Source organism: Candidatus Margulisiibacteriota bacterium (assembly GCA_041650855.1).
Lineage (GTDB): Bacteria > Margulisbacteria > WOR-1 > O2-12-FULL-45-9 > XYB2-FULL-48-7 > JALOPZ01.
Window position 1 is genome coordinate 526,056 of sequence record JBAZKJ010000001.1, and the last position, 26,760, is coordinate 552,815.

18 protein-coding genes are annotated in these 26,760 nt (G+C 61.4%); 6 read left to right on the plus strand and 12 right to left on the minus strand.

Annotation, left to right across the window (positions count from 1 at the left end):
• Window positions 1-4: 4 nt before the first annotated feature.
• A complete protein-coding gene (locus tag WC529_02635) occupies window positions 5-1,240 on the minus strand; it encodes a homocitrate synthase (protein ID MFA5113176.1) in 1,236 nt (411 codons plus the stop codon).
• Window positions 1,241-1,315: 75 nt separating this feature from the next.
• Here WC529_02635 and WC529_02640 point away from each other — a divergent pair, with 75 nt between their 5' ends.
• On the plus strand, window positions 1,316-2,167 hold the full coding sequence (locus tag WC529_02640; GenBank protein MFA5113177.1) for a shikimate dehydrogenase: 852 nt from the start codon (window positions 1,316-1,318) through the stop codon (window positions 2,165-2,167).
• Between the two features lie 60 nt (window positions 2,168-2,227).
• A complete protein-coding gene (locus tag WC529_02645; GenBank protein MFA5113178.1) occupies window positions 2,228-3,208 on the plus strand; it encodes a GspE/PulE family protein in 981 nt (326 codons plus the stop codon).
• On the opposite strand, the gene WC529_02650 is transcribed toward WC529_02645, so the two are convergent.
• The 4 genes from WC529_02650 to WC529_02665 are packed head-to-tail and all read right to left on the minus strand — an operon-like array spanning window position 3,171 to window position 9,738.
• Window positions 3,171-3,422, minus strand: coding sequence for a hypothetical protein (locus tag WC529_02650; GenBank protein MFA5113179.1), 252 nt, complete (start codon window positions 3,420-3,422; stop codon window positions 3,171-3,173). The two genes, WC529_02645 and WC529_02650, sit on opposite strands and share 38 nt — an antisense overlap.
• A complete protein-coding gene (locus WC529_02655; protein ID MFA5113180.1) occupies window positions 3,423-4,433 on the minus strand; it encodes a ribose-phosphate pyrophosphokinase-like domain-containing protein in 1,011 nt (336 codons plus the stop codon).
• Between the two features lies 1 nt (window position 4,434).
• The gene (prs, locus tag WC529_02660) at window positions 4,435-5,589 is read right to left on the minus strand and encodes a ribose-phosphate diphosphokinase (GenBank protein ID MFA5113181.1); all 1,155 of its coding nucleotides are present in this window, start codon (window positions 5,587-5,589) and stop codon (window positions 4,435-4,437) included.
• A 51-nt stretch (window positions 5,590-5,640) separates the two neighbouring features.
• On the minus strand, window positions 5,641-9,738 hold the full coding sequence (locus WC529_02665; GenBank protein ID MFA5113182.1) for a BamA/TamA family outer membrane protein: 4,098 nt from the start codon (window positions 9,736-9,738) through the stop codon (window positions 5,641-5,643).
• A 68-nt stretch (window positions 9,739-9,806) separates the two neighbouring features.
• Here WC529_02665 and WC529_02670 point away from each other — a divergent pair, with 68 nt between their 5' ends.
• Window positions 9,807-10,526 (plus strand): lysophospholipid acyltransferase family protein, encoded by a 720-nt coding sequence (locus tag WC529_02670; protein MFA5113183.1) that lies wholly within the window; start codon window positions 9,807-9,809, stop codon window positions 10,524-10,526.
• Here WC529_02670 and radA read toward each other — a convergent pair.
• Together radA and WC529_02680 are read right to left on the minus strand one after the other, a co-directional pair.
• Window positions 10,495-11,850 (minus strand): DNA repair protein RadA, encoded by a 1,356-nt coding sequence (radA, locus tag WC529_02675; protein MFA5113184.1) that lies wholly within the window; start codon window positions 11,848-11,850, stop codon window positions 10,495-10,497. The two genes, WC529_02670 and radA, sit on opposite strands and share 32 nt — an antisense overlap.
• Window positions 11,847-14,210 (minus strand): ATP-dependent Clp protease ATP-binding subunit, encoded by a 2,364-nt coding sequence (locus tag WC529_02680; GenBank protein MFA5113185.1) that lies wholly within the window; start codon window positions 14,208-14,210, stop codon window positions 11,847-11,849. Before WC529_02680 ends, radA begins: the two co-directional genes overlap by 4 nt.
• 90 nt (window positions 14,211-14,300) lie before the next feature.
• On the opposite strand from WC529_02680, the gene WC529_02685 reads away from it, so the two are divergent.
• The gene (locus WC529_02685; GenBank protein ID MFA5113186.1) at window positions 14,301-14,489 is read left to right on the plus strand and encodes a hypothetical protein; all 189 of its coding nucleotides are present in this window, start codon (window positions 14,301-14,303) and stop codon (window positions 14,487-14,489) included.
• Here WC529_02685 and WC529_02690 read toward each other — a convergent pair.
• The 4 genes from WC529_02690 to WC529_02705 are packed head-to-tail and all read right to left on the minus strand — an operon-like array spanning window position 14,486 to window position 20,482.
• The gene (locus WC529_02690) at window positions 14,486-16,684 is read right to left on the minus strand and encodes an ATP-binding protein (GenBank protein MFA5113187.1); all 2,199 of its coding nucleotides are present in this window, start codon (window positions 16,682-16,684) and stop codon (window positions 14,486-14,488) included. The genes WC529_02685 and WC529_02690 overlap by 4 nt on opposite strands.
• A complete protein-coding gene (locus WC529_02695) occupies window positions 16,684-17,574 on the minus strand; it encodes a hypothetical protein (protein MFA5113188.1) in 891 nt (296 codons plus the stop codon). The genes WC529_02690 and WC529_02695 overlap by 1 nt, the downstream gene beginning before the upstream one ends.
• Window positions 17,571-19,256, minus strand: a complete 1,686-nt coding sequence (locus tag WC529_02700; protein MFA5113189.1) for an S-layer homology domain-containing protein — start codon at window positions 19,254-19,256, stop codon at window positions 17,571-17,573. Before WC529_02700 ends, WC529_02695 begins: the two co-directional genes overlap by 4 nt.
• Window positions 19,253-20,482: an S-layer homology domain-containing protein gene (locus WC529_02705; protein ID MFA5113190.1), complete on the minus strand. Its 1,230-nt coding sequence runs from the start codon at window positions 20,480-20,482 to the stop codon at window positions 19,253-19,255. Before WC529_02705 ends, WC529_02700 begins: the two co-directional genes overlap by 4 nt.
• Window positions 20,483-20,523: 41 nt before the next feature.
• Here WC529_02705 and WC529_02710 point away from each other — a divergent pair, with 41 nt between their 5' ends.
• Together WC529_02710 and WC529_02715 are read left to right on the plus strand one after the other, a co-directional pair.
• Complete coding sequence (locus WC529_02710; protein ID MFA5113191.1) at window positions 20,524-22,755, plus strand: AAA family ATPase; 2,232 nt, start codon at window positions 20,524-20,526, stop codon at window positions 22,753-22,755.
• The gene (locus tag WC529_02715; GenBank protein ID MFA5113192.1) at window positions 22,755-25,514 is read left to right on the plus strand and encodes a hypothetical protein; all 2,760 of its coding nucleotides are present in this window, start codon (window positions 22,755-22,757) and stop codon (window positions 25,512-25,514) included. Before WC529_02710 ends, WC529_02715 begins: the two co-directional genes overlap by 1 nt.
• Here WC529_02715 and metK read toward each other — a convergent pair.
• Complete coding sequence (metK, locus tag WC529_02720; GenBank protein ID MFA5113193.1) at window positions 25,511-26,707, minus strand: methionine adenosyltransferase; 1,197 nt, start codon at window positions 26,705-26,707, stop codon at window positions 25,511-25,513. The genes WC529_02715 and metK overlap by 4 nt on opposite strands.
• Window positions 26,708-26,760: the final 53 nt, after the last annotated feature.

Here is a 26,760-nt window from a genome sequence, read left to right on the forward strand (position 1 = left end):
CCTTTTATTCAGGAGTCACGGTCATGATCTTGCGGGCCTGTTCCGGATATTTGGCGCAGAAAAGCAATTCCGCTTTGGTCAGCGGCTTTTGCGTGTGCACGTTGGCGTAGCGCGTCAGCTCCAGGACCCGCTCGGCTTCCTTGTCGTCCTTGAACTCGACCTCCAGCTTGCCGTAAACGTTGCGGAATCCTTTGATCCCGCTGTACTCGCCGACGGTGATCAGCCGGCCGGTCTCCACCAGCTCGGGCTCGCCGCGGCCGAGCTCCTCATAATCGTACAGCTCGTAATTGCGCCGGTCCTTGAGCGCCCCGTCGGCGTGGATGCCCGATTCGTGGGCGAACGCGTTCGCCCCTACCCCGACCTGGTTGACCGGGATCGGGATGCGGAAAGCGTAGGAAGCGTAATTGGCGATCTGCCAGGCCTTGTTCAGCTTGATCGTTTCGGGCAGCAGATTCTGGTCGCGCAGGCCGCTGCTGTATTTCAGCGCCAGCAGACAGGAAAGCAGGTCGGCGTTGCCGGCGCGCTCGCCGACCGCGTTGACCGTCGTGTTGATGTAAGCGTCCTGCCCGCCGGCCACTGCGCCCCTGGCCCCCATCACCGAGCAGGCGACCGCCATCCCGAGGTCGTTGTGGCAGTGGAGCTCGATCGGCAACTTGATCTCCTGCGCCAGGATCTTGATCCGGTTGTAGATCGTCTGCGGGTCGTCCGCGCCGAGCGTGTCGCAATAGCGCAGCCGTTTGGCGCCGTGCTCTTTGGCCGCCTTGCCGTATTTGACCAGGTAGTCGAGCTCGGTCCGGGAAGCGTCTTCCGCGTTGACGCCGACCGTTTCGGCGCCGAGCTTATAAGCGGTGTCGACCGCTTCCGCCATGCTGCCGATGATCTGGTCTTCCGACAGTTTCCCCATGAACTTATTCTCCAGCATGATGTTGGAGGTGGAGATCGACAGGTTAAGGTGCTTGATCTTCGGGGTCAGCTTGAAAGAAAGCTCGACGTCTTTCTTGATCGCCCGGGCCCAGCCTTCCAGCTTGATGGGCGAGAGAACGCCCATTGCCGCCAGTTCCAGGTTCGCGTTGAGGTAATTGGTCTCGTGTTTGGTGAAGGGAAAACCGAACTCGGACTGGAAGATCCCCATCTCGTTCAGGTACATGTTAATGATCGTTTTTTCCAGTTTGGCCAGGCCGATCCGCGAGGTCTGGACCCCGTCGCGGTTAGTTACGTCGATGATATAAACCTTTGGCATCTTTTTTCCTCCTTATCCTCTCAAATTATAGCGAAAATTTGTATATTTTTCAAGCCGTGATATACTATGAAAGTCATGCGCAAAATAGTCGGTATTATCGGCCACCCGCTCGGCCACAGCGTCTCGCCGGCCATGCATAACGCGGCCTATCGCGAACTCGGGCTGGATTACGAATACCTGCCGTTCGAGGTCCAGCCGGAAGACCTGCCGGAAGCCCTGAACGGTTTCCGGGCGCTCCACATGGCCGGTTTCAACGTCACCATCCCGCACAAGGAACGGATCGTCCCCCTGCTGGACGAGGTGACCAAGCTTGCCCGGATCATCGGCGCCGTCAATACGGTAGAGAACCAGGACGGCCGGCTGGTCGGCTACAATACGGACGGGCCCGGTTTCCTCAACGCGCTGACGGAAGAGGCGGGTTTCGAACCGAAAGGAAAAGAAGCGGTCGTCCTCGGCGCCGGCGGCGCCGCGCGCGCCGTGGCGATCATGCTGGCCGAGGTCGGGGCGAAAAGGGTGACCGTCACCGATGTCGATGAATTCAAAGGCCAGGAACTGGCTGAATACCTCGGTACCTTGTCAAAAACCAAAGCCACATTTGAAAAGATCGGCAGCGCAAGCCTAAAAGAGTCGATCGCCGGCGCCGACCTGCTCGTCAACGCCACCCCGGTCGGGATGCACCCCAACGTTAATGATTCGCCTTTGCCGGACAAGGTCAAACTGAACAAAAAAACCGTCGTTTACGATCTGGTCTATAATCCGGCGGAGACTAAACTGTTGAAAACCGCCCAAGCTGCCGGCTGCCGGGCAGTGAGCGGCCTCGGGATGCTCGTTCAACAGGGGGCATTGGCCTTCACGGTCCTGACCGGCGAAGAAGCGCCGCTCGAAACGATGTGGAACGCCGCGAAAAAAGCCCTCCGCGCCAACTGACGAAAATCACTACACTTCCGCCCCGCTGAGCGTGGCAATAATCTTGCTGTATTTTCTGCTATGGAAGCCACTGGTGTTGTTGCCCTGCTGGACGACCTCTTAAGCAAGGCGATCGAGCTCGGCGCCTCCGACATTCATCTGGAGCCGCGGGAAGAATTCTTCCGCGTCCGTTTCCGGGTCGACGGGCTGCTGCAGGACGGGGCCCCGGTCAATAAGCACAAACAGGCCGCCCTGCTCTCCCGGGTCAAGGTCCTGGTTAACCTGGACATCGCGGAAAACCGGCTGCCGCAGGACGGGCGGGCAACGAGCAAGCATCACGACCTGCGGGTCTCGATCCTGCCGACGATCCACGGGGAAAAAGCGGTCATCCGCCTGCTTAACCGGAAACACGCGCACTGGCGCCTCGACCAGCTCGGCCTCGAGTCCCGCGATCTGGCGAACTACCGGTCGCTGATCAATAAAAAAACCGGTCTGCTCCTGGTGACCGGGCCGACCGGTTCGGGTAAAACAACGACTTTATACGCCACCCTGGCCGAACTGAATTCCAAAGAAGTGAACATTGTGACGATCGAGGACCCGGTGGAATACCAATTGCCGGGAATCAACCAGGTCCCGGTCAATACCAAGTCCGGCCTGACGTTCGCCCGGGGCTTGCGCTCCATCCTCCGGCAGGATCCCGACATCATCATGATCGGCGAGATCCGCGACCTGGAAACGGCGCGGATCGCCATTCAGGCCGCCCTGACGGGGCACCTGGTCCTGGCCACCCTGCATACTAATGACGCTCCCTCGGCGGTCACCCGGCTGGTGGAAATGGGGATCGAAAGTTTTTTAGTGGAAGCGACCGTGATCGGCGTGGTCGCCCAGCGGCTGGTCAGGACATTAACGGGGGGCGCCCTGAAAGGGCGGACCGGGCTTTACGAAATACTGATCGGTTCCCGGGTAACGGCAGAACGACGGACCATGGCCGACGATGGGCGGGATAAGATCGAGCGGGGGATCACTACCCTAGCGGAGGTTGCTCGGGTTCTTTCAGATTAAGCAGCTCGGCCGCCAGCTGTTTGATCTTTTCGAACAGGTTGGCAGCGGCCTGGTGCGGATTGATCCGGCAGCAGCCCCGGCAGCTGGCGAATTTGATCCGGGGCGCGGTGCAGACCTCTTCATAATAATAGAGGCACTGGCGGACGCTACCTTTCGCTCCGGCGCCGGTGATCTGGCCGGTCCCGGAAAAATCTTCGACGCGCGTAACTTCCATTTAGCCTCCCTGTAGACGGAACTTTTCCAGCAGCGCTTTGGTGACCAGCCCAATGGTGGAAAAGACCCTCATTTTGGGCAGCAGCGGGGCTTGCGCCTGCGATTTAACCGCGCCGTTGACCAGCCATTTTTCGCCCGGGATCCCGATCGTATCGGTCGTGACGACCGCTTTGACCAGGTCGTTCTGCTCCAGTTCCCGCCTGATCGCCGCGCCGAAGATCGCGTGGGCGACCGCCACGTGCACCCCGGTCGCGCCGCTGGCGCCGAGCAGGTCGAGGCCGCGGGCCAGTTTATCCCAGGAGGAAATTTTATAGTCGATCAAGCTGACCGGCATTCCTACGACCGGGTCGCCTTGCAACCGGGCGGCAACCACTTTCTTGCCCGACTTGGACAGGTCAAACCTGATCGCGGTCTTGCCGGCTTGCCAATCTGCCTCTTGTTTAAGGCCCTGCGACAAGCCCATTTCATTGATCATCCGGTATGTTTCCAGCGACGAGGTCACCAGCCGCTGGCCGACGGTCGTGAAATAGTCCTCAAAGAGCGGCAGGGCGCTGATATTGGTCAGCGGAATGCCCGGCTGGATGATCAGCCCTTCCCTGATCAGGTCGATCGCCGGCTGCCTGATCAGCGCCTTGCTCTCTCCCCGGAGCGCGATAGTGTCATAAGGGATCCCGATCATCATCAGGCTCTTGATCCCGGCGTAGAGCGGGGCCAAATCGGCCGCCTTGGGGAAATGGAGGCCGACGAAATCGACCCCTTTGACGTCCATCCGCCGCAGACCGTCATGCATGATCAGCAGGCGAACGGCGTCCTGGCTGGCGGTCTGCGGATTAAAGGTAAAAAGGACGGTCGCCGATTTTCCCCGCAGGCTCTCCCGCGGTTTGGAAAAAAGCTCCCCGCAGGAAAAGACCGTGTGCTGGTACGGGACCAGGCGCAGCCCCGCCTCTTTCGCGACGCGCTGCGCGAAATAATGCGGGACCGACGGAGTATGGATTAGTACTCTTTGCGTCATGTTATGTTTCGCTCTGATAGCCGACGATCGTCCGTTCCAGGAACGTCCGGCTGATCACTTCGGCCAACAGCGGCGCGAAATTCAGGACGACCAGCCTGTCTCCCAGTTTCGCCCTGGTCTCGGCCGCCACCGCGATCGTGTTGACGACCCCGATCCGGTCGATCAGCCCCTCGTCGACCAGGCGCCGCAGCCGCTCGGCCGCGGGGCCCGACAGCACACCGTGCACCGCCACTACCAGGATCCGCCTGGCCCCTTCCGCCTTCAGCTTGAGCACCGCTTTTTCGATCGTCCCGCCGGTATCGATCATGTCGTCGACGATCACGACGACCTTGCCGCGCACGTTGCCCAGCACCCGGCTCTCGATCTGGGTCTTGCCGGTCGCGTCCTTTCTCCCCCGGACCTTGACGATCTCGATGACGTGCCGGTGCGCCTCCGCGCCGTAGATATCCTCGGCGATCTTCTTCGCCATTCTGACCCGGCCGATATCCGGCCCGGTGATCACGCCCCTGTGCCGGTCGGCGCCCAGCTGCTCTTTAATGAATATGTTGACCATCAGGGAGCGGGCGTCCAGATGGTCGACCGGGATCGGGAACGCCGCCTCGATCGCCGCCGAATGGAGGTTCACTACCACCAGACGGTCGACCACGCGTTTCTCGCAGATCCGGAAAAGCAAACCGCTGTTCAGGCCGCTCGCCTTCAGGTAATAGACGCCGGAGATCAGCTTTGCCATGGCCGCCGCCGAGATCGGCTCGCGCGGTTCGGCCTTGCGCTCCTGGCGGGCGTAAGGGAAATGCAGCAGCGAGATCACGACCTTGGCCGGCCGTTTGGCCTGGGGGAGTTTGGCGATCTCGGTCAGGAGCGCGTGAAGCTGCATGACATCTTCATTGATCGTGCCGGTGTTCGCGGTATGGACAATGAAGAGTTCGCGGCCTGCCAGACTTCCCGGTAAATGGGCTTCCCACAGGCCGGACAAACTTTTTTGAAAACCGACCGCGAGCAGTGGCGTCCCCAGCCGCCGGGCGACATCGCTCGCCAGCGACACGTTCGCCGGGGTCGTCAGCAAGGCGATCCGCTTGCCGTGGTTGCCTGTTGCCTTATTGGCCAGTTGTTCGATCCTGGTCAAGAAGCGCGCATTGATTCTACCTAAGCTGACCATATTGTGTTATCGGGCGTCAGACCGCGAAATTTCACTCTTAACCCGCTCCTTTTAGTACTGGGGGGCCGGCGAGCCGACCGCAAAACCGATCCCGGCCGGGAAACCGTAATAAACGTTCAACAATCCCAGGAACGGGATGGCTAAACGGACCCCGCCACCTACTCCCCAACCGAACGTGGTCCGTCCGGAAAAATTGAAGATCGCCCCAATGTCGGCAAAAACATAAGGTTGGACCTTGGCGTACTCTCCGTACTCGCCGATATTCCAGACCGGCGACCTCAGCTCCACCGTGCCGGCGCTGATCATCGGCCCGTATTGCGCGAAGTTCTTGGCCCCGCGGACATAACCATTCCCGCCCAGGGCGAAAAGGTCGCTCCCGAGCACGTTATAACCGATCTCCCCTTTGGCGCCGAACATCAGGACAAAATCGGCCGGCAGGGCAAAATACTTTTCCGCCGCGATCCCGGCCTTGATAAAGCCGGCCGCCGGCATCCCGCCGTAATAAACGCCCGGCTGAACGTAGAACGTGGCAAATTGGCCTTCCGACGGGAGCAGCCAATCGTCCCGGTCGTCGTAATCGACGCTGATCCGGAACCCGTTGCGCAGGTAGTTTGCCCCGGCATCGTTCTGGACATAGTGCAGGCTGGGGGAGAAGTGGAGGCCGACGTATTGCGACAGCTGGATCCCGAGATCGACGGCCCCGCCATTCATGATCTCCAGCCCCCCGGTCGTCAGGTCGCGCTGGCCAAAACGCTCGGCATTGATCCCGAACGAGACCGGGTAACTCTGGCCTAAACGGAAAAGGTGCGGGTCGCGGTAATAAAGCCGGCCTTCCAGCAGGCTGAAGCTTTTGAACCCCTCCCCGTAAAACCAGTGATAAGCGACGCCGCCGCCCAACAGCTCACCCCCGCCCAGTAAATTGTTGATCCCGCCGTCGAGATACACTTTCGCGTCCATCGTCCCGCCGCCGCCGCCCACTTTCAGGAACGCCGGCGGTTTTTCCGCTATCTCGATCTCCAGCTTGGCTTCACCGCTCCGGTCATCCACGGTCACGCGCCAATCGACGATGTCAAAGGTCTTCAGCCGCAGGCGGGCGACCTTCAGCGCCTCGGCGATCTTCGCTTCATCGATCTCGTCGCCGGTCTTGAACCCGAAATACCCCAGTTCGCGCAGTATTGCCTCATCCTTGGTCTCGATCGGCACCAGGGAATTGGGCCGGTGTTTCTCGATCTTGATTTTCTTAACGGTCGGCTCGTTGAGGTGAACGACCAGGATCCCCGAACGGGTCGTTTCGTGGCTGACGATCAGCCGATAACCGCCTGCCTCGTACAGATCGCGCAAGCCCTGCTCGATCGCTGCGGGCTTGTCCCCTTCCAGCCAGTGGCCGTAGAGGATCGCCGTGGCCCGCAAAGCGTGATGCGGGAAATGCGGCGAACTTTCCAGAATGATATCGGCCGGCATGATGTCGGAGTTATGCAGGTATTCGATCTCGCGCTCGATGTCCGCCTGGCCGGGAACCTCGGCCAGGATCTTCTCAAAATAAGTTTGCGCCTGTTCCTTGTCGTCGCGGGCCAGGGACATGTAAGCCAGGTCCAGGAGCAACTGCAACCGGATCATTTGGTCCGTCGCCCGGCTAAGATTCTCGGTAAAAACCGCGGTTGCGGCATCGTAATCTCCCAGGCGCCAGAGCTGGATCGCCGCTTTCAGCCGCGGCTGGTCGTCCGGCCCGGCCTGCAGGATCTCAAGCTGGCCGTTCAACGCAGCCAGGGCGAACTTCCGGTATTGTCCCCGTTGCGCCTGGCTCTTTGCTCCGCTCCTAGCCTGATAAAGCGCGAATTCCGCCGCTTGCTCGAGCGCCGGCCGCTCTTTGTCCTCGATCGCCGTTTCGATCGCGGCATCCAAACTATCGAGCGCGAACCGGCCCAGATGCTCCTGGTCTTTGGCCAGCTCCAGCAGCGTGGCATAGTCTTTCTTGGCCGCGGCGATCTCGATCAGGGAGCTTATGGCCTGCCGGAAAAATGCGGCCGTCCGCTCTTGTTGCTTGGCGATATCAAGCTTTGCTTCTTTGACGGTCGGGCCGAGCCGGTCCAGCATGCCGCCCGCCTGCGAAACCAGGCGGAAGCAGGCAAAGGCGGTCTCCAGATCGTTGGTATCTTCCGCCAGTTCCAGTAAGTCGTCAAAGCGGTCCTCGGCCAGCGACCAAACCGCTTTCCGCTTGGCCGCTAATCCTTCCTTGAGCGCCGGATCAATGTCCGGACGGGCGGAAAAAACCAGGACCGCGAAATAATTTTCGAGGGTGGACTGAAAAAGCGCGGTCAGTGCCGGGCGGTCTTTTTTGGCCAGCGCTTTGTCCCATTCGTAATCGGAGGTCAACCATTCCAGATTGCTTTCCGCTTCCGCGGCGTAATCCCGCTCCAGCGCCTTGAGCTCGTCGATCAGCTCTTTTTCGACCAGCCCTTTTTTTGAGCCGGCCAGCTGCGCGGCGGCGTTCTGGCGCAAAACCGAGAATTCCCGGGCGTTGGCCAGATAAAAATTGGCGTCATGGCTCTGTTGCCGGTAGCGATTAACGGTCCGCGCCTCGAACTGCGGCATCTCGGCCAAAAAACCGGCCAGTTGTTCTTTGCTGTATTTCGGTTTCTTGTGCTTGACCGCGTGGATGATCATGTTGACCGGATTGGCAAAATACAGCAGGTCGCCGGTCAATCTGACCAGCAGCCGCAGCGGGTTCGGCGAAAACCTGGCCGACAGCTGGGCATATTGCAGCCGGCATTGGAGCTTCATTTTTTGCCAGCGGGCGAAAACCGCCGCGTACGCCAGCCCTGGCTCCGGCGCCTTTAAAGCCAGCTCAAAAGCGCGCCGGTAAGCGGTCAGCGCGGCGTCAAACTTACCGTTGCCCGCCTGCAGATCGCCGCGCATCGCATAAAGTTCGGCATCGTCCGGTCTTTTCTCCAGTAAACCGTCGATGACCGCCAGCGCCTGATCTTCCTCGTCCAGCTGGTTCAGGATCGGGACCAGCCGGATGCCGGCCTCGCTCGAGCGCGGATCGAGCGATAACACCTTGTAACATTCGGTCCGCGCCCGCTTTAAGTCGTCTTCGCTCCCCTGCAGCTGTCCGCGCAACAGCAGCGCGTCGACCAGTTTCAGGCGGAAAGTGATATTTTCCGGGTCGCGGTCAATTGCCGCCTGGTAAAAGTCGATCGCCTGACCAATCTTGGCCTGGGCGGCTTTTTCCTCTTCCTTTTGCTGGTCGACATTGGCCAACAGCAGGGAAACATCGCCCAGCTTGACGCGGGAAATGGCTTGCGCCGCCGGCGCATTATCGACCAGCAGCGCCCGCCGGTAACAACTTTCGGCCAGCGGCAGAAGTTCCCCTTGCGAGCGCCAGTGCGTTTGCGTATTCGCCCAGAGCAGCAAATAATCGCCGAACTTGTTCAAGAGCGCGCCGTCGTTCACCCGGGCGATCAACCCGGCCGCCCCGATCCGCAGATCGTTATCCGGCAGAGACCAGCCGGTTTCCAGCTGCAGCAGGCGGGCGAACGTCTCCGCCGCCCGCAGCGCCTTGCCTTCGCGAACGTAAAGCTGGGCGTAAAAATCGTAGTAACGGACGTCTTTGACTTTTTCCCGCAGGAGGCTTTCCAGCCGTTCTTTCAATTGCTGGACGTCGATCCGGTTATTCTTAAAAAGCGTTTGGGCGATCAGGAACTTCAAGGCCGCCCTGGTCTCGCGCGAATCGATCGCCGCGACCTGGCGGTCCAATTGCTTGATGAAGGTGTCGTCAAGCGGGCCGGTGATAATCTTGTCGAGCAGGTAAAAAGCAGCTAGGTCGGCCTCCTTGATCTCCAATGTTTTCATTTCGCCGCGGTGCTCGTCGACCAGCTCCTGTAGGTTCAGATAGCGCAGTTGGATGCTGAGGTCGATCGGTTGCTCGTTTTCCGCCGGTAGTTGAGCGGTCTCGATCGGGATCACTGTTCCATCTTCCAGCGTGATCAGCGCGGCAAGCTGTACGGGGATCGGCGCCGGAGAGGTGGCCGGTACAGGGGCGACGGACGGGTCGGCCGGTGTGACAGCCGGATTTACCGGCGGTTGGGTAACCGTTAACGGTCTTAAGGGGTCGAGTCTTAGGCTAGCTCCGGTGATTGGTCCACTCATGGCATTTCCCGATATATATCGTCATTTTCCCGGACTAATTTCGCTGTTTTTGCTATAATGATGAGGAAATGATCGTCATTAGGTTCGCTCATACGTTCCTGCTCTACCTGTACACGGTCGTCAGCTTCTTTGTCGGCTGCGCGATCATTTTCTGTTTTTACCCGTTCGCGCGCAACAAACACCGGTTGTTCCAGAACGCCGCCCATCTCTGGGCAAAAACGATCGCCTTTATGTCCGGGATCAGTGTCACGGTCCAGGGCTTGGAAAATGTGCCGAAAAACCAGCCGCTGATCATCGTCGCCAACCACCAGGGAGCGGCCGATATCCCGGTCCTGCTGGCCAAGATCCCGGTCTGCTTCCGCTTTGCCATCAAAAAAGAGCTGTTCGGTATCCCGGTCTTCGGTTGGTACCTCCGCCAGGCCGGTTATTTCCCGATCGACCGGGCGCTGATCCTCTCCGCCTATAAGATGGTCGAGCGGATCATCGAGATCCTTAAGACCGGCGAATCGGTCATGATCTTTCCCGAAGGGACGCGGAGCCGCGACGGTTCGCTGGGCGAGTTCAAGCGGGGAAGCTTAATGGCGGCGCTCAAGGCGGGAGTGCCGGTCCTGCCGGTCGCCATCGACGGCAGCTACAACATCATGCCGCGCGGCACCTGGCTGGTCCGCCCGACCAAGGTTTTCCTGGGGATCGGCAAGCCGATCCTGATCGGCTCGGAAGCGGAGTATGACGCGAAAGTAAAAGAGGTCCGCGAGACTATTGCAGCGCTGCTGCCAAAGCGCCCTTAAGGTCGGCGACGCCGATCAGTTCGATCCGCGTTTTTTTCAGCTCTTTAAAGTTGTTCTGCGGGATGATTATCGACTTAAAACCGAGCTTTTCCGCCTCTTTGACCCGCCGTTCAATGTGGTCGACCGAGCGGATCTCGCCGGATAAACCGACTTCGCCCAGCGCGGCGACCTTTTGTTCGAGCGGCTTGTTCTTGTAGCCGGAAGCGATCGCCAGGGCGATCGGCAGGTCAACGGCCGGTTCGGTCGCCTGGATGCCGCCGGCGGCGCTGGCAAAGACGTCCATGACCGAAAGCTTGAGGTTGAGGTGCCGCTCCAATACGGCAATGATCATCGCGAAGCGGCTCAGGTCGACGCCGGTCACTTTGCGCGACGGATAGGCCATCTTGGTCGGCGCGACCAGCGCCTGGACCTCGACCAGCAGCGGCCGCGAACCTTCCATGATCGCGGTCACGACCGAGCCGGGGGCGTTGGCCGGGCGTTCCGATAAAAATAGTTCCGACGGGTTCGCCACTTCGGCCAGGCCGCTCTCCTTCATTTCGAAAATGCCGATCTCGTTAGTAGAGCCGAACCGGTTCTTGGTCGCCCGGAGCAGGCGGTATTGCTTGTGCTGTTCCCCTTCGAAATAGAGGACCGTGTCGACGACGTGCTCCAACACGCGCGGGCCGGCGATGTTCCCTTCTTTGGTGACATGGCCGACGATAAAGATCGGGATGCCGGTCGACTTGGCGATCCGGACCAGGTAGGCGGCGCACTCCCGGACCTGGGCGACCGAGCTCGGCGCCGAGGCGACGTCCTCGCGGAAGATCGTCTGGATCGAGTCGATCACGATGAATTGCGGCTTGAGCTCCTCGCTCGCCTTTTCGACGGCAAAAAGGTTGGTCTCCGGATAAATGATCAGGTTTTTGGACAGCGTCCCCAAACGTTCGGCCCGCAGGCGGATCTGCTTGGCCGATTCTTCGCCGGAAACGTAGAGCACCTTGGCTTTTTTGGCCAGCGCTTCGGCCGCCTGCAGCATCAGGGTTGATTTGCCGATCCCCGGCTCGCCGGCCAGCAGGACGACCGACCCGGCTACCACTCCCCCGCCCAGGACCCGGTCCAATTCGGCGATCCCCGTTCCAATCCGCTCTTCAACCTTGTAGTCGACTTCCGTGATCGGAACAGGTTTTTGGGCGTTGGCGTTTGGCTTTTGCAGCCCTTTTGGATGTTTGAGGTTGGAAGTTGGCAGTTCCTCCACCAGGCTGTTCCATTCCTGGCAGGAGGGGCATTGCCCGTACCAGCGGGGGAAATCCTGGCCGCAGGCCTGGCAAACGAACCGGGCGGTCATCGCGCCCGGCCGGCCAGATGGCCGCCGGCGGCCGGCTTGGACCGCGGGCGCCTGGCCCGGGCGGCCGGCGCGGTCTTGGCCTCTTGCGGCGGCCGCTCTACGAACTTTTTCGGCTTGCCGGAGAAGACCATCTTCTCTTTTTTGATATCGGCCTTGATCTCCGTGCCGAACTCGAACCGCCCCCGCAGCACTTCTTCGGAGAGCGGATCTTCCAGCTTTTCTTCCAGCGCCCGGCGGAGCGGCCGCGCCCCGTATTTGGGGTCGTAGCTCTTGTCGACCAGGAACTGTTTCGCTTTTTTGCTCAGGACGAGCAGGAAGCCTTTCTCCTCCAGCCGCTGGTTGACTTCCGCCAGCATCACGTCGATGATCGCCGCCAGGTCCTCTTTGGCCAGCGGCCGGAAAACGACCGACTCGTCCACCCGGTTCAGGAACTCCGGCCGGAAGCTCTTTTTCAATTGTTCCAGGACGGTCGCTTTCATCTTTTCGTAGCCGGCCTGGGCGTCGTCCCGCGTCACGAAACCGATCTGGCTTTCCTTGCGGAGCAGGTCGGCGCCGACGTTGCTGGTCATAATGATGACCGTGTTCTTGAAATCGATCTGGTGTCCCTGCGCGTCGGTGACCTGCCCTTCGTCCAGGATCTGCAGCAGGATGTTCATCACGTCGGGGTGCGCTTTTTCAATCTCGTCGAACAGCACGACCGAGTGCGGCCGCCGGCGGACCGGTTCCGTCAGCTGCCCCCCTTCGCCGAAACCGACGTAGCCGGGCGGCGAGCCGACCAGCCGGGAAACGGTGTGCGATTCCAGGTATTCCGACATGTCGAGCCGGATCATGGCGTCGGTCTCGCCGAACAGGAACTCGGCCAGCCTTTTGGCCAGTTCGGTCTTGCCGACCCCGGAGGGGCCGAGGAAGATAAAAGAGCCGATCGGCCGGCGCGGGTCCTTGAGCCCGGCCCGGGCGCGGCGGATCGACCGGGCGATCACCTTGATCGCTTCTTCCTGGCCGATGACCTTGGCGCTCAATTCCGCTTCCATCTTCAGCAGCCGCTCCGTTTCGGCGGCGGTCAGCTGGGTGACCGGGACCGAGGTCCAGGCGGAAACGACCTGGGCGATCACTTCGGCGTCAACGATCTTGTTCTCTCCCCCTTTTAACATGATGCGGGAGGCCGCTTCATCGATCAGGTCGATCGCTTTGTCGGGAAGAAAGCGGTCGGGGATATAGCGGGCGGACAATCGTCCCGCCGCCAGCAGCGCGTCGTCGGTAATCTTAACTTTGTGGAACTCTTCGTAGCGGGCCCGCAAGCCCTTGAGGATCTCGATCGTCTCCGCCACGGACGGCTCGCCGACCATGACCGACTGGAAACGGCGTTCCAGGGCCGGGTCGGACTCGATCCGCTTGCGGTATTCGTCGATCGTGGTCGCGCCGATGCACTGGATCTCGCCGCGGGCGAGCGCCGGCTTCAGGATGTTGGCCGCGTCCATCGCCCCTTCGGCAGCGCCGGCGCCGATCAGGGTGTGCAGCTCGTCGATAAAAAGGACCACGCTCTCGCTCTTGATCACTTCGTCGATCACTTTTTTCAGCCGCTCCTCGAATTCGCCGCGGTAGCGGGTGCCGGCGATCAGCAGCCCCAGGTCAAGCGAGACCAGCCGTTTGTTCTGCAGCGTCCGGGGAATGTCCCCGGCCACGATCTTTTGCGCCAGCCCTTCGACGATCGCCGTCTTGCCGACCCCCGCCTCGCCGATCAGCACCGGGTTGTTCTTGCGGCGCCGCGACAGGATCTGGGTGACGCGCTCGATCTCGCGGGCGCGCCCGACGACCGGATCGAGCTTTTTCTCGGTCGCCAGCGTGGTCAGGTCGCGGCCGTAGAGCTCGAGCAGCGGCGTCTTGCCGCTGCGGGGCGTTTTTTTCAGGGCCGCGGCCGGTCCTTCGCCGAGCAGGCTCACGATCTTGCTGCGGGCCGAGGTCCAGGTGATCCCCAGGTCTCCCAGCGCCTTGTTGACCAGGCCGCTGCTGTCGCGCAGCAAGCCGAGGAACAGGTGCTCCACACCAACATAATTATGGCCCAGGCCCCGCGCCTCGTCCCAGGCGTATTCGATCACTTTCTTGGCCTGGGCGTTGAACGGCAGTTCCAGCGCCAGCGCCCCCTCGGGCGCCGCCGCCCCCACCTCGGTCTCCAGGCTTTCCTTCAGCGCCGGGGGGTCGACGTGGAAGTATTCCAGCGTCTTAACGACGATCGGCTCCGATTCGCGCAGCATCCCCAGCAGAAAATGCTCCCCGCCGACAAAGCCGCAGCGGAGCCTTTTCGCCTCTTCCTGGGAAGCCATGATGACGCGGATCGCCCGCTCGGTAAAACGCTCGAACATAAGCGAATTATAACACAAGTTTTAGCCGCTTAATTACGATAAATATAGTGAGGGCGTGAGGCAATGAGCGAGGAAAAGCCCGAAAAAATAATGGATAACAGCAGCCTGACGATCGGCAATACCACCTATAAGACCGGCGGCAACATCGTTTTTGCCGACTGCGAAGAAGGCGCCTACTACCTGGCCGAAAGCGCCGTGCTCGATAACATGGACAAGGCGATCGAGAACGGCATTCTGGTCAACGGCATGCAAAGCTTGATGAAAAAGATCCGCGGCTAGAGCTTCTGCGGCAGCGTAATAATAAACGTCGTCCCCTTGCCCCCCCGGCTTCTGACCTTCACCGAGCCCTTGTGTTCTTCGATGATCCGGAGCGTGATCGGCAATCCCATCCCGGTCCCGGTCATCTTGGTGGTGAAGAACGGGTCGAACAGACTCTTTAAATTTTGTTCCGAGATCCCTTCGCCGGTATCGGTGATCTCGATAAAGACCACCGGGATGGGCTTGCCCAAGTCCTCTTCCTCACCCCAAACGATCTCGTCCCCTTTCTGCACTCCCTGGCGCCCCCGGATCTTGCCGAGCTTGATCACTTCGCCGATATCGGTCTTGACGATCAGTTCGCCGCCCTTGTCCATCGCTTCGATCGCGTTCTTGATGATGTTAACGAACGCCTGCGACAGCTGGCCGGCATCGCCGGAGATCTCGGGCAGCTCCGCCAGCTTTTTGGTCACGCTGACGTCGTGTTTCTTGCACTCGCTCTCGAACAGCAGCAGGACCTCTTCCAGCAGCGAGTTGACGTCCACCTTGGTGAGCTCCGGCTTCATCGGCCGGCCGAACTTGAGCAGGCTCTCCGCGATCCGGTTGATCCGCTCGATCTCGGTGGGGATAATGGCGGAGAATTTTTCCCGGAACTCCTTGTCGTCCCATTTTTGCTGCAGCAGCTGGGTGAATGTGCGCAGCGAAACGAGCGGGTTCTTGATCTCGTGGGCCATGCCGGCCGCCATGGTCCCGAGCGAGGCCAGCTTCTCCGACAGGATCAGCCGTTCCTGGCTGTCGCGCAGGTCGCGGGTCATCTGGTTAAAGGCGGTCGCCAGTTTGCCGATCTCGTCGTTGGAATCGACGGCGATCTTGTAGCCGAGCTCGCCGCGCGACACCGCTTCGGTCCCCCGGATCAGCTCCATGATCGGCCGCTCGATCGAGCGGGCGAAGAATATCCCGGTCAGGGCGGTCAGCAGGATCCCGGCGATCACGAACAGGAGCGAGTTCGTTTCCAGCCGCCGCATCTCAAAATAAGCGGTCTCGATCGGCTGCTGCACCACCACGCCCCAGCCGAAACGCCTGACCGGCACGAAAGCGCCGACCACTTTGGCGCCCAATTCGTTGCGGAACTCCGCGACCCCCTCTTTGCCGGCCAGCAGCCGGCCGACCGCTTCATTGGCCAGCATCGATTGGCGCTGCAGCGCCACCTTGCGGTCAGGATGGGCGATGACCGCGCCGGTCCGGTCGATCACGAACGCTTCCGCCATTTCCGGCGGGGCGGTCCGGGCCAGGATATTATGCAGCGCGTCGGGCGACGGTTCCGCGTCGCTGGCGCCGATCTTGGCGGCGATCTCCGCCGCGCTCTTCAGGTAGGCCGCCTGGATGCTCTTGGAGAGGGCGCTCTTGCTGATGTTGATCGTGGCCACGGTCGTCGCCTCGAACAGGATGATGATCAGCAGGACAAAGATCAGCATCAACTTGAAGAGGATCCGCGTGCGCAGGAAGCGGAGCGGCGCGGCCGCCTCGGGCGATTCGGGCGGGATCAATTCGGCCAGGATCAGGGCCAGGGCGGCAATCATGGTCACGATCCAAAACGCCAGCAGGTACCCCGCCTCGCCGTAACGGCCGTAAGCGACCGACAGCGGGAACGTCGCCAGGACCAGCAAGGCGGCCAAACCGGAATAGACCGATAAGACGCGCCGGCCGCCGGCCGACCGGAAAGCCGACCAGAAAGACAGGCCGGCCAGAAAGGCCCAGACAAAGGCAAAGAACGGTTTGACGGAAACCAGGTTGGAAAAATAGACCAGCGGCTCAATAACGTCTTCCCGGTAAGCGAGGTTAACGGTCGAATCGAAGACCTGGAAGATCAGGCCGCCGGTGAAAAAGAGGAGCAAGAGCGTGACCAGGTGCCCCCAGCGGAGCGCGAACTTCTCGACGATAAACAGCCAGAGGGCAAAAGCGCAGAGCGCCAGGCTGGTATAGACCCAGCGTTGGACCGGGATCAGCTCCGGCGCCCCCCACCCCAGGTCGAACATCAGCTGGGAAAATATCCCCAGGGCGACGTACAGGAAAAAGAACAGGAGCGTCAGCGCAAAAGCCAGGTCTTTGGAGCGGCGCCCCAGCAAAAACACGCGGATAAACGTCAGCGCCCCGGACAGGAGGATCCCGGCCGTGAAGATCTCCGTAAAGATACTGATGATCGTCAGGTTGGAAAGCATTATTTGACCACCGTCAGGGTCGCTTCGCCGACCGCCAGGCCGCCGACCAGGTTGGTGACCTGGAGCGGAATGATATAGGTCCCGGCCGGCACTTCTCTGGCCAGGGTGAACTGCAGCGACCAGATGTTATCGGCCGCCGCCGCATCCCCGTTCTCGCCGCCGTTCAGCAAACCGACCCGGTCGCCCAGCCGGAGCGCCCGCAGGTCGGCGGTCACGCCGGACACATCCTCCAGCCTGCCGGGATTGTCGACTTTCACCGTTATTGTAACCAAACTCTTTCCGTCTGCCAAGACCCTTTCCGGCTGGCAGCGGGCGTCCAGGATCGTCGGGTTCTTTTTGACATCCAACGAGGTTTTAGCCAATGCCAGCCATCCCTTTTTGTTGGCGACCGCCACCGGGATATCTTTGGCCCCCATCTCGATCCGGGGCGAAACGCTGGTCTGCAGGGTAAAGACGCCGTCGCTCGCCTTGTCGTCGCCGAACAGGCCGTTGTCGACCAGCATCGTGTTCGGCAGCCGGCCGATCGCCGACAGGTCGGCCCGGACCCCGGCGATGTTGACCAGCCCGCCCGGATCGTCAACCGACGCGATCAGCTCCACGACCGTCCGGCCGTCCGGCGGCGCTTTCTTCGGCAACGCCCTGACGTAATTAATGACCGGCGTCAGCCGGACGCGGTTGACCTTGGAAACGTCATAACCGACCGTCCAGGAAAGCAGCTCGCCGATCTTCTGTTTCATAAAATCGGTCGCCGAGAGCATCATGACCGCTTCGCCTTTCGTCAGCGTTTCCCCTTCGACCGCTTTCGGCTGCGCGCCGGCCGGCGGCGCCAGCCAAAGCAACGCGCCCAGCAACAACCAACCGATCAGTAGTAGTCTGCTTGAGTTCTTCACTTTTGGGCCTTTTTCAGGATCGAGAACAGCTTCTCGCCCTCTTCCTTGGACACCGGCGATCCCGGCCGGAAATAACCGTCCGGGAACGGCTTCATCAGGTTCCAATCGGTCACCGCCTTGATGTACGGCGCCAGGGGATTGTCCTTGGAGACGTCGGGATAAACGTCCTTATCAACTTTAGGGAGGCGGTTGCCGGTCGATTTTGCCAACCAGGAAGCCAGTTCGCCCCGGGTGATGCTGGCGTCGAGCCGGAATTCCGCTTCGGCCGTGACCTCGATCACGCCGAGCGTGACCAGCTCTTCGACTTTCTGTTTGCGCGCGGCGATCTCCGCCTCTTTTTTCCGGAGCGCGGCCTTTTCCGCCTCATCCTTGGCCCGCTCCAGCTCCCGCTTGACGTCCTTTTCTTCCGCGACCTTGATCCGGGCTTTGCGCAGGACCTTGTATTTCCAGCTCTTCTTGTCGCCTTCGTAGCGCGCCTCGACAATTATTAAATTCTTCTCGAACTGCAGCGGGACGACGACCTTGAACGTGTTATCCTCCGCCGTGGCGGCCCGCAGGTCGTTGACGTAGACCTCCACGCCCGGTTTGACCCGGCCGAAGACTTCGATCTTGTCTTCGTAAGTGATGATATTGTCTTCGAGCGAGATCTTCTCCAGCGCCGACTCCAGGTAGAGCGACGGTTTGTCCACGTCGAGCTTTTTCAGGACGATCCAGTCCTTCGGGAAGTAGAGCACGGAGCAGTAGAACAGCGCTTCGTCGCGCAGCGGCTCGCGGCAGATCACCAGGTCGGCGCCCCAGCTTTCGGTCCGGTAACCGGCGCCGAAATTCAGGCCGGAGACGACGCTGTCCACTTTCAACTGCTGCATGACGCCGGTCCGGAAGAACCAGGTCTTGTTCAGCCCCCATTCGCCGCCCAGGCGGACCAGCGGCTTCCCGCTGGCATAGTTCAGTTCCCCGGCCACGGTCAGCTCGCGGCCTTCCAGGAAAACCGGCGTGTTCAGATCGCCGATCACCCTGGCCGAGCCGCCCAGCTTAAACGACGCCGGCACCCCTTCTTCTCCCCCCTGGTCCCAGTAAAGAACGCCGCCGCCCAGGGCTTTGGCCGGCAGGAAATTTTGGGCGGCAAAGCCGACGGACCACCATTCGGTCGCCTTGTACAGCACGCCAAGGTCCAGGTCCCAGCCGGTCGCCGACCGGTCGCGCACGCCGGTGCGGCGCAAGGTTTCGCCTAACAAGCCCTTGATCGCCAGTCCGACGCCGACCTTTTGCCAAGCCGGGTTTTTATATAACGCGGGGATAAAGTTCAGTTTGGTCCCGTATGAAAGCAGGACCACGTTGCTGTTGGTACTGGCCACTCCGGAGCCGCTGGGGATATCGTTCAGTTTTTGGCTGACGACCGCCAGGCCGAGGGAAGAGCCAAAGCCGGTCGGATAAGCCTGCAGCGCGACCAGGTTGTCAAAATCCTTGATGGTCAGCGCGATCCCCTTGACCCAGGCCAAACCGCCGGGATTGTACAGCGCCGAGTTAACGTCGTCGGCAAGCCCGGTGAACGCCCCCCCCATCCCCAGCGGCCGCGCGGCCACTTCCAGGCGGAGCGGGTTGAGCCCGATCTCCGCCAGTTCCGCCGCGGCCGGCCCGCAGCAGCAGAGGCACAGCGCCAATAACAGCGTTAACCTTTTCATTCCGTTACCGTCAAGTATTCCTCGCTCTTGCCTTCCCAACCGAGCCGGTCGGCGGCGGTTACCCGCAGCGCCTTGTCGCCGGTCGTTGTCGGTTCGTAAGAAATGTTCAGCGAGTAGATCAGGTCGCCGGCGGTCTCGTCGCCGGCCGTGGCATCGTCGAACATTTCCGCGTCCGGCATGCCGCCGACCGCGGTCAGGTCGATCTTGACCCGGGCGATCGGCACGAACGATTCCCGGGAAGCGATCGCCGCCCGCAGCCGGATGGTCGAGAGCTTGCCGGCCGGCACGGTGGCCGGCTCGATCGTGAAAGCGGCGATCTGCGGCGCCACGTTCAGGCGGCAGAGCCGGTCGGGCCCGTAGCCGGACTCAAAATCGGAGAGGGCGCGGACGCCGAGCTGGGAAGCGTAAAAGCGGGAGATCAGCGTGGCGGCTTCAGCGCGGGTGATCGCCCGTTCCGGGTCGTAGACCGGCAGATCGGGCGACACGCCGATGACCAGGCCGCGTTCCCGGGCGGTGTAGATTGGCGCCGCCCCGGTCTCCTCCTGCGGGACGTCGCGGAACAACGGAGTGATCCTGGCGATGATGCCGAGCCCCTCGGCCTTGACCGCGATCTCGGCGGCTTCCCGCCGGGAGATCGGCTCGTCGATCCCGAAGATCTCCCGGGAGAACGGGACCATGTAACCACGGTCGGTCACCGCTTTCACGAACGGGGCCCGCCAGTGCTCCTTGGGGACGTCAAAGAAAACGTCGCTTTCCAGCGACGGGATCGTCAGTTTCTTGACCTTTGCCAGCCAGGTGGCAAATTCGCCGCGGGTGGCCGGATTGGCCGGATAAAAATTGCCGTCCGGGTATCCTTCAACGTAACCGAGGGTGGAAGTGTAAACGATCTGGCCCCGGGCCCAATGCTTTTTCCCCTCGTACGACTCTTCAATGTCGGGGTAGGTCACCAGCCGGAGGACGCGGACCGACTTGCTTTCCTTCCGCCCGGCAACCGTGACCAGGTTTTTCCCGCCGCGCAGGACCAGCCCGCAGGCAAAAGTCCCGTCTTCGGCCGCGGTAAAAGGCACGCCGTTGAACAAAAGCGGCTCGCCCGGGTCGGCTTTGCCCTGCGCCATCAAGGTTTCGTTAAAGGTCAGGAATTTATCGGTCGGGTTAAAAAGCCTGATTTCCGCGGCGACGGTCGACACAAGGAGAAAAACGGGGAGAAACCGGAGTAATTTTCTCATTGCGTGACCATTTTAACATATGCTAATATAATGTAAACCTAATGTTTTTAAAGTCATTGACCCTGCGCGGCTTCAAAACCTTCGCTGACGCGACAGAGATCGAATTCGGGCCCGAAGCCAGGATCACCGCGGTCGTCGGCCCGAACGGCTGCGGCAAGAGCAACGTCATGGACGCGACCCGCTGGGTCCTGGGCGAAGACAACCCCCGCCACCTGCGCGTCGCCGCCCTCTCCGACATCATCTTCGCCGGCACCTCCAAACGCAAGCCGCTCTCCATGGCGGAGATCGCCCTGCTGTTCGATAACAGCTCCGGCAAGCTCCCGGTCCCGTTCAGCGAAGTGGTCATCAAGCGGCGCACTTTCCGCGAAGGGGAAAGCGAATTTTACATCAACAAGAACCTCTGCCGGCTCAAGGATATCAAAGACCTGTTATTGGACACCGGCCTGGGCGAAGGGACCTACTCGATCATCACCCAGGGACAGGTGGACGCTATCCTCTCCAGCAAGGGGGAGGACCGGCGGGCGGTCTTCGAGGAAGCCGCCGGCATCAACAAGTACAAGACTCGTAAGCTGAACGCGGAAAAAAAGCTGATCGCCGCCGAACAGAACCTCCTCCGGATCAACGACCTCAAGGTCGAGGTCGGCGAACACCTGATCACCCTGGAGGAGCAAGCCCGCCGCGCCCAGGAATACCTGAAGGTCCAAAGTGAGGTCAAGGAGATCGAGATCGGGCTGATCAAGAAACTGGTCGGCTCCCTGCTCGAGAAAAAGTTCAAGCTCGAGGAAGAATTGGCCCAGGCCCGCCAGGCCTCGGCCGCCAAGGTCGCCGCCGAGCAGCAGTCCGAAGCCGAGCTGGTCGCGCTCAAGGAACAGCTCCGCGCCCTGGAAGTCCAGATCGAGGAACAGACCGTCCAGCTCGACTCGGAAAAAGACCGCCTGCGCGACGCCGAACTGAACCGCCGTTTCCTCGAGGGCGAACTGCAGAGGGAAGAAGGTTTGCTCGCCGGGCTGACCGCCAAACAGGCCGAGCTGCAGCAAAAGATCGAAGAGCTGAAGCGCCGGCAAGCGGGCGGCGGGGAAACGGCCGCCGGCGATCAGCCGCTGGGAGTCTCGGTCCGGCAATTGATCGGGGAAGCGCACCGCCTGATGGCAACGCTGGCGGGGATCGCCGCTTTCTTCGGCCTGGAAAGCTCGTTCCAGGTGGTCGGCCGTAAGGACCTCGACGCCACTTATAATTTACAGATCGAACTGTTGGCCGGAGAACAGCAGCGGACCGCCGCGGAACTGGAACGGACCCGGTTCGGCCTGCAGGCGCACCAGAGCGAATTGTCCGGTGCCGCCGCCGCCGAGAGCGCCGGTTCCGCCAAGTCGGTCCTGCTCGACCGGATCGGCGAGTTGAAGAGCGAAAGGGAAAAGATCAACCAGCGGATCGCCCAGCTGGAAGAAGCCATCCGTCAGCAGGAAAAAGAGGAGCGCGCCAAGGGCGAGACCACGACCGCGCTGGAGATCGGCCTGGCCAAGATCGAAGGGGAAATGCTCGGCTTAACAGAAAAGCTGTCCAGCGAGTACAGCTTGACCCTGCCCGAGCTGGAATCCCTCCCTTACGCCGTGACCAACGTCGGCAAGGCCCGGTCCGACGTCGAGGAGGGAAAGCGCCGCCTGCGGGCGCTGGAGCCGGTCAACCTGCTGGCGATCGAGGAGTTTGAAAAGACCAAAGAACGGCTCTCGTTCATCGAGGCCCAATTGGCCGACCTGGCCGCTGCCCGGGAGAATTTAAAAAATCTGATCCTCGAGCTCGACCAGCGCGCGGAAGATAATTTCGTCAAGACGATGGAGCAGCTCTCTGTCGTCTTCTCCGAAACTTTCGCCAAGCTGTTCGCCGGCGGCGAGGCCAAGATCAATCTGGCGCCCGGCGTGTCGGTGCTGGAGGCCGACATCGAGATCTCCGTCCGCCCTTCCGGCCGGCGCTGGCTGCCGCTGACCCTGCTCTCCGGCGGGGAGCGCTCCCTCTCGGCGATCGCCATCCTGTTCTCCCTGATGAAGATCCGCCCTTCGCCGTTCTGTTTTCTGGACGAGGTCGACGCCGCCCTGGACGAAGCGAACATCGGCCGTTTCACGGAGATGCTCAAGGATTTCTCCGCCGCTACCCAAATCATCGTTATCACGCACAACAAGCGGACGATGGCGGCGGCCGACAACATCTACGGAGTGACCATGGAGGAGCCGGGCGTCTCCAAGGTGATCTCCATGAAGCTGACCGAAGCCGCCGTCTGATGGAAACCCGAAAGATCCCCTGGACAAATTGGCTTTTAATCCTGAGTGCTTGTTTAGTATTTAGTATTTCGTGTTTAGGATTTTGGTCCGCTTCCGCCCAATCCAAAGACGATCCTCCCCCGCCCCCGGCCAAAGAGCCGCAGCCGCTCTGGGGCAGTTATGGCCTGGAGATCTGTAATACCAAAGGGAACACTCCCCAGCAGAACCCGCGGGTCGCCGCGCTGACCGACGGTTCCCAGCTGATCGTCTGGGAAGACGGCCGATACGGCTTCTCCACGATCTTTGCCCAGAAAGTCGACAGCCGCGGCAACAAGCTTTGGGACGAGGTCGGCGTCGGTCTTTGCCGGGCGCACGGCAACCAGAACAACGCCCAGCTGATCGACGATGGTAACGGCGGGGCGATCATCGTTTGGCAAGGCTATTGTAACGGCAACGCCGATATTGTCGCCCAGCGGCTCGACGCCCGGGGCACCCTGCTCTGGGGCGAACAAGGCGTGATCGTCTGTTCCGCCGAGGCGGGTCAATTCGCGCCGGAACTGGCGACCGACGGGGCCGGCGGCGCGATCATCGTCTGGCACGATTACCGGAGCGGTGCCGGCGAGGACGTCTACGCCCAGCGCCTTTCCAGTGCCGGTGTCCCGCTCTGGCGGGCTAACGGCCTGCCGGTCAGCGCAGCGGCGGGGACCCAATGGTATCCCCAGATCGCGACGGACGGCGCCGGCGGGGCGTACATCGCCTGGTCCGACGGCCGCGTCAGTTCCGCCGATAATAATATTTATTGCCAGCGGCTCGATCCGGCCGGGAAAGCGCTCTGGCCCCAGGACGGACTCCCGGTCTGTGAGGCGGCGCAAAACCAGGAACGGCCGGTAATGATCGCCACAGTCCAGGGACCGCTCCTCGCCTGGAACGATTCCCGCAACGGCAACACCGATATTTTCGCCCAAAAGTTAAATCCGAGCGGGGCCCCCTCCTGGGCTAAAGACGGCGTCGCCGTAACGCTGGCGCCGTTCAACCAGACCGGCCCGAAACTGGCGGACGACGGGGCCGGCGGCGCCGTTGTCGCCTGGACCGATAACCGGGAAGAAGAGAGTGCGATCTACGCCCAGCGGCTTACCGCCGACGGGAACAGCAATTGGGAAGAGAATGGCCGCTTGCTGGCCAAAGCGCCGGCCAAGCAGGTAAATCCGGAGCTGATCAAGCTCAAAAGCGCGGATTGGCTGGCGGTCTTTGAAGATTACCGGAAAGGTTATCCGCTCCTCTTCGCGCAAAAGATCAACAGCGCCGGCGTCCTGCTCTGGCAGCCGACCGGCGAACCGGTCGCGCCGGTCGTCGGGCCGCAGGAAAAGCCCGCCGCCGCCTTGACCGCCGACGGCAACTGTTACCTGGTCTGGGAAGACCGGCGCCGGGGTAATTTCGACCTGTTTTCCCAGGTCCTGGACGGCGATCAGGGAGACCCCCTGCTGGCGCCCGGCGGCGCGGCGCTCAGCGACACGCACGGCTCGGTCATCCACCAGAACGTGAACCTGATCGACTCCGGCAACGGCAATATCATCATGGTGTTCGAGGACGCCCGCAACGGGTTCATCAATATTTACGCGCAAAAGATCAGCAGTGGCGGGACCCTGCTCTGGGGGAGGGACGGCTTGCCCCTGGCCAAGATCAAAGCCGATCAGATCAATCCGTGCCTGATCCCCGACGGGGCCGGCGGGGCGATCGTCGCCTGGGAAGACCAGCGCAACCCGAACGCTCCCCGGATCTTCGCTCAACGCCTCAGCGGCAACGGCGCCAAGGTTTGGGAGAAAGGGAGCGCACCGGTCACCAAGATCGAGGCGCGGCAAAGCAAGCCCGAGATCATCGGCGATGGAGCGGGCGGCGCGATCATCTGCTGGGAAGACGAACGGGACGCGCTCAGCATTAAAGACATTTTCGCCCAGCGCCTTTCCCCTAAGGGCGAGCTCTTATGGGGCAAGGGCGGTATCGCCGTCGGCAACGAGAACGGCGAGCAGGCCGAGGCCGCCATGGTCGCCGACGGGGCCGGCGGCGCGATCGTCGCCTGGACCGATTACCGCCGGGGGGAAAGGAATCCCGACGTCTACGCGCAGCGGTTGAACGCCGGGGGGAAGCCGCTCTGGGCCAAGGACGGCGTACTGGTTTGCGGCGCGCCCGACATCCAAAGAACGCCGCAGGTCAAGCGGGACGGCGAAGGCGGAGCGATCATCTCCTGGACCGACAAAGGGGGCGGCAGCTACGACATTTACGCGCAACGGTTGAACGCCGAAGGCAAGACCCTGTGGTTGACCGACGGCATCCCGATCAACCAGGCGGCCCGCACCCAGCAAAATCCGCAGATCGACAGCGGCCAGATCCTCGTTTGGGAAGATTACCGCTTGGGGAACTGGGATATCTTCGCCAATTCGGTCTCCAGCCAGGGCAAACTGGCCTGGGGCGAAGAAGGGGTCCCGGTGGTGTCGCTGCCGCTGACGCAGTACGCGCCGGTGATCGCCCCCTGGAAAGGGCGGGGATTATTGGTCGCCTGGGAAGATTACCGGAACGGCAAACAATACGAGATCTTCGCCCAAAAGTTGAGCGCCGAAGGAAGGCCGGAATGGCCGGCGAACGGGATCATGGTCAAAACGACCAACGGCGCGCGCGCGCCCAAACTGCTTGCCCTCCCGAACGAAGCCGCCTTCATCGTGATCTGGGAAGATTACACCGGCGGCGGCAAGGCCATCTTCGGCCAGAAATTCCAGCTGGACTAGGACTGGCCGGCTTTCTTTTTCAAGCCCGCCGCTTTATCGGTTTTTTCCCACGGCAGATCAAGCTCCGGCCGCCCAAAGTGGCCGTACGCCGCGACCTGTTTATAGATCGGCCGGCGCAGCTGCAGTTGCTTGATGATCATGCCGGGCCGCAGGTCAAAATTTTCGGCCACCAGCTTGCCGAGCTTAGCGTCCGGGATCTCGCCGGTGCCGAAAGTGTCGACCATGATCGACAGCGGCCGGGCGACGCCGATCGCGTAAGCGATCTGGACCTCGCATTTTTTCGCCAAGCCTGCCGCCACGATGTTCTTCGCTACCCAGCGCGCCGCGTAAGTGCCGGAGCGGTCGACCTTGGTCGGGTCTTTGCCGGAAAACGCCCCTCCCCCGTGGCGGGCGTAACCGCCGTAGGTATCAACGATGATCTTGCGCCCCGTCACTCCGGTATCCCCCTGCGGCCCGCCGATCACGAACCGCCCGGTCGGGTTAACAAAATACTTGATCTTGTCGTCGACCAGCTCCGCCGGCAGCGTCGGCAGGATCACCCGCTCGATGATCTCGGCCTTCATCTGCTTGGCGTCGACTTCCGGGGCATGTTGGGCGGCGATCAGCACCGTGTCGATCCGGACCGGCTTATCGTCTTCGTACTGGATAGTGACCTGCGATTTCCCGTCCGGGCGGAGGTATGACAGCTCGTCGGTCCGGCGCACTTCGGCTAACCGCTTGGCAAGCTTGTGGGCCAGGGTGATCGGCAGCGGCATCAGTTCTTTGGTCTCGTCGCAGGCGAACCCGAACATCAGTCCCTGGTCCCCAGCCCCCAGTCCCTCTAAGTCTTCCTTTACGACCTCGCCCCCCCTGATCTCCAGCGCTTTATCGACGCCGCGGGCGATATCTTTCGACTGGCCCTGGATCGCCACCATCACGCCGCACATCTCGTAGTCAAAACCGTACTTGGCGCGGGTATAGCCGGCGTTCTTGATCGCTTCGCGGACGATCTGGGGGATCTCGACGTAGCAGCCGGTCGTTACCTCGCCGGCGACGATACAAAGCCCGTTGGTGACCAGCGCTTCCACGGCGACCCGGCCGTGCGGATCGTTTTTCATGATCGCGTCCAGGATACTGTCGGAGATCTGGTCGCAAAGCTTGTCGGGGTGGCCTTCCGTGACGGATTCGGACGTAAAAAGATAGTTCTTCTTCATTTTTTTCTCCTCCCTCTTGCGAGCGGACCGGATACTGCAATGAACTTGCTGCT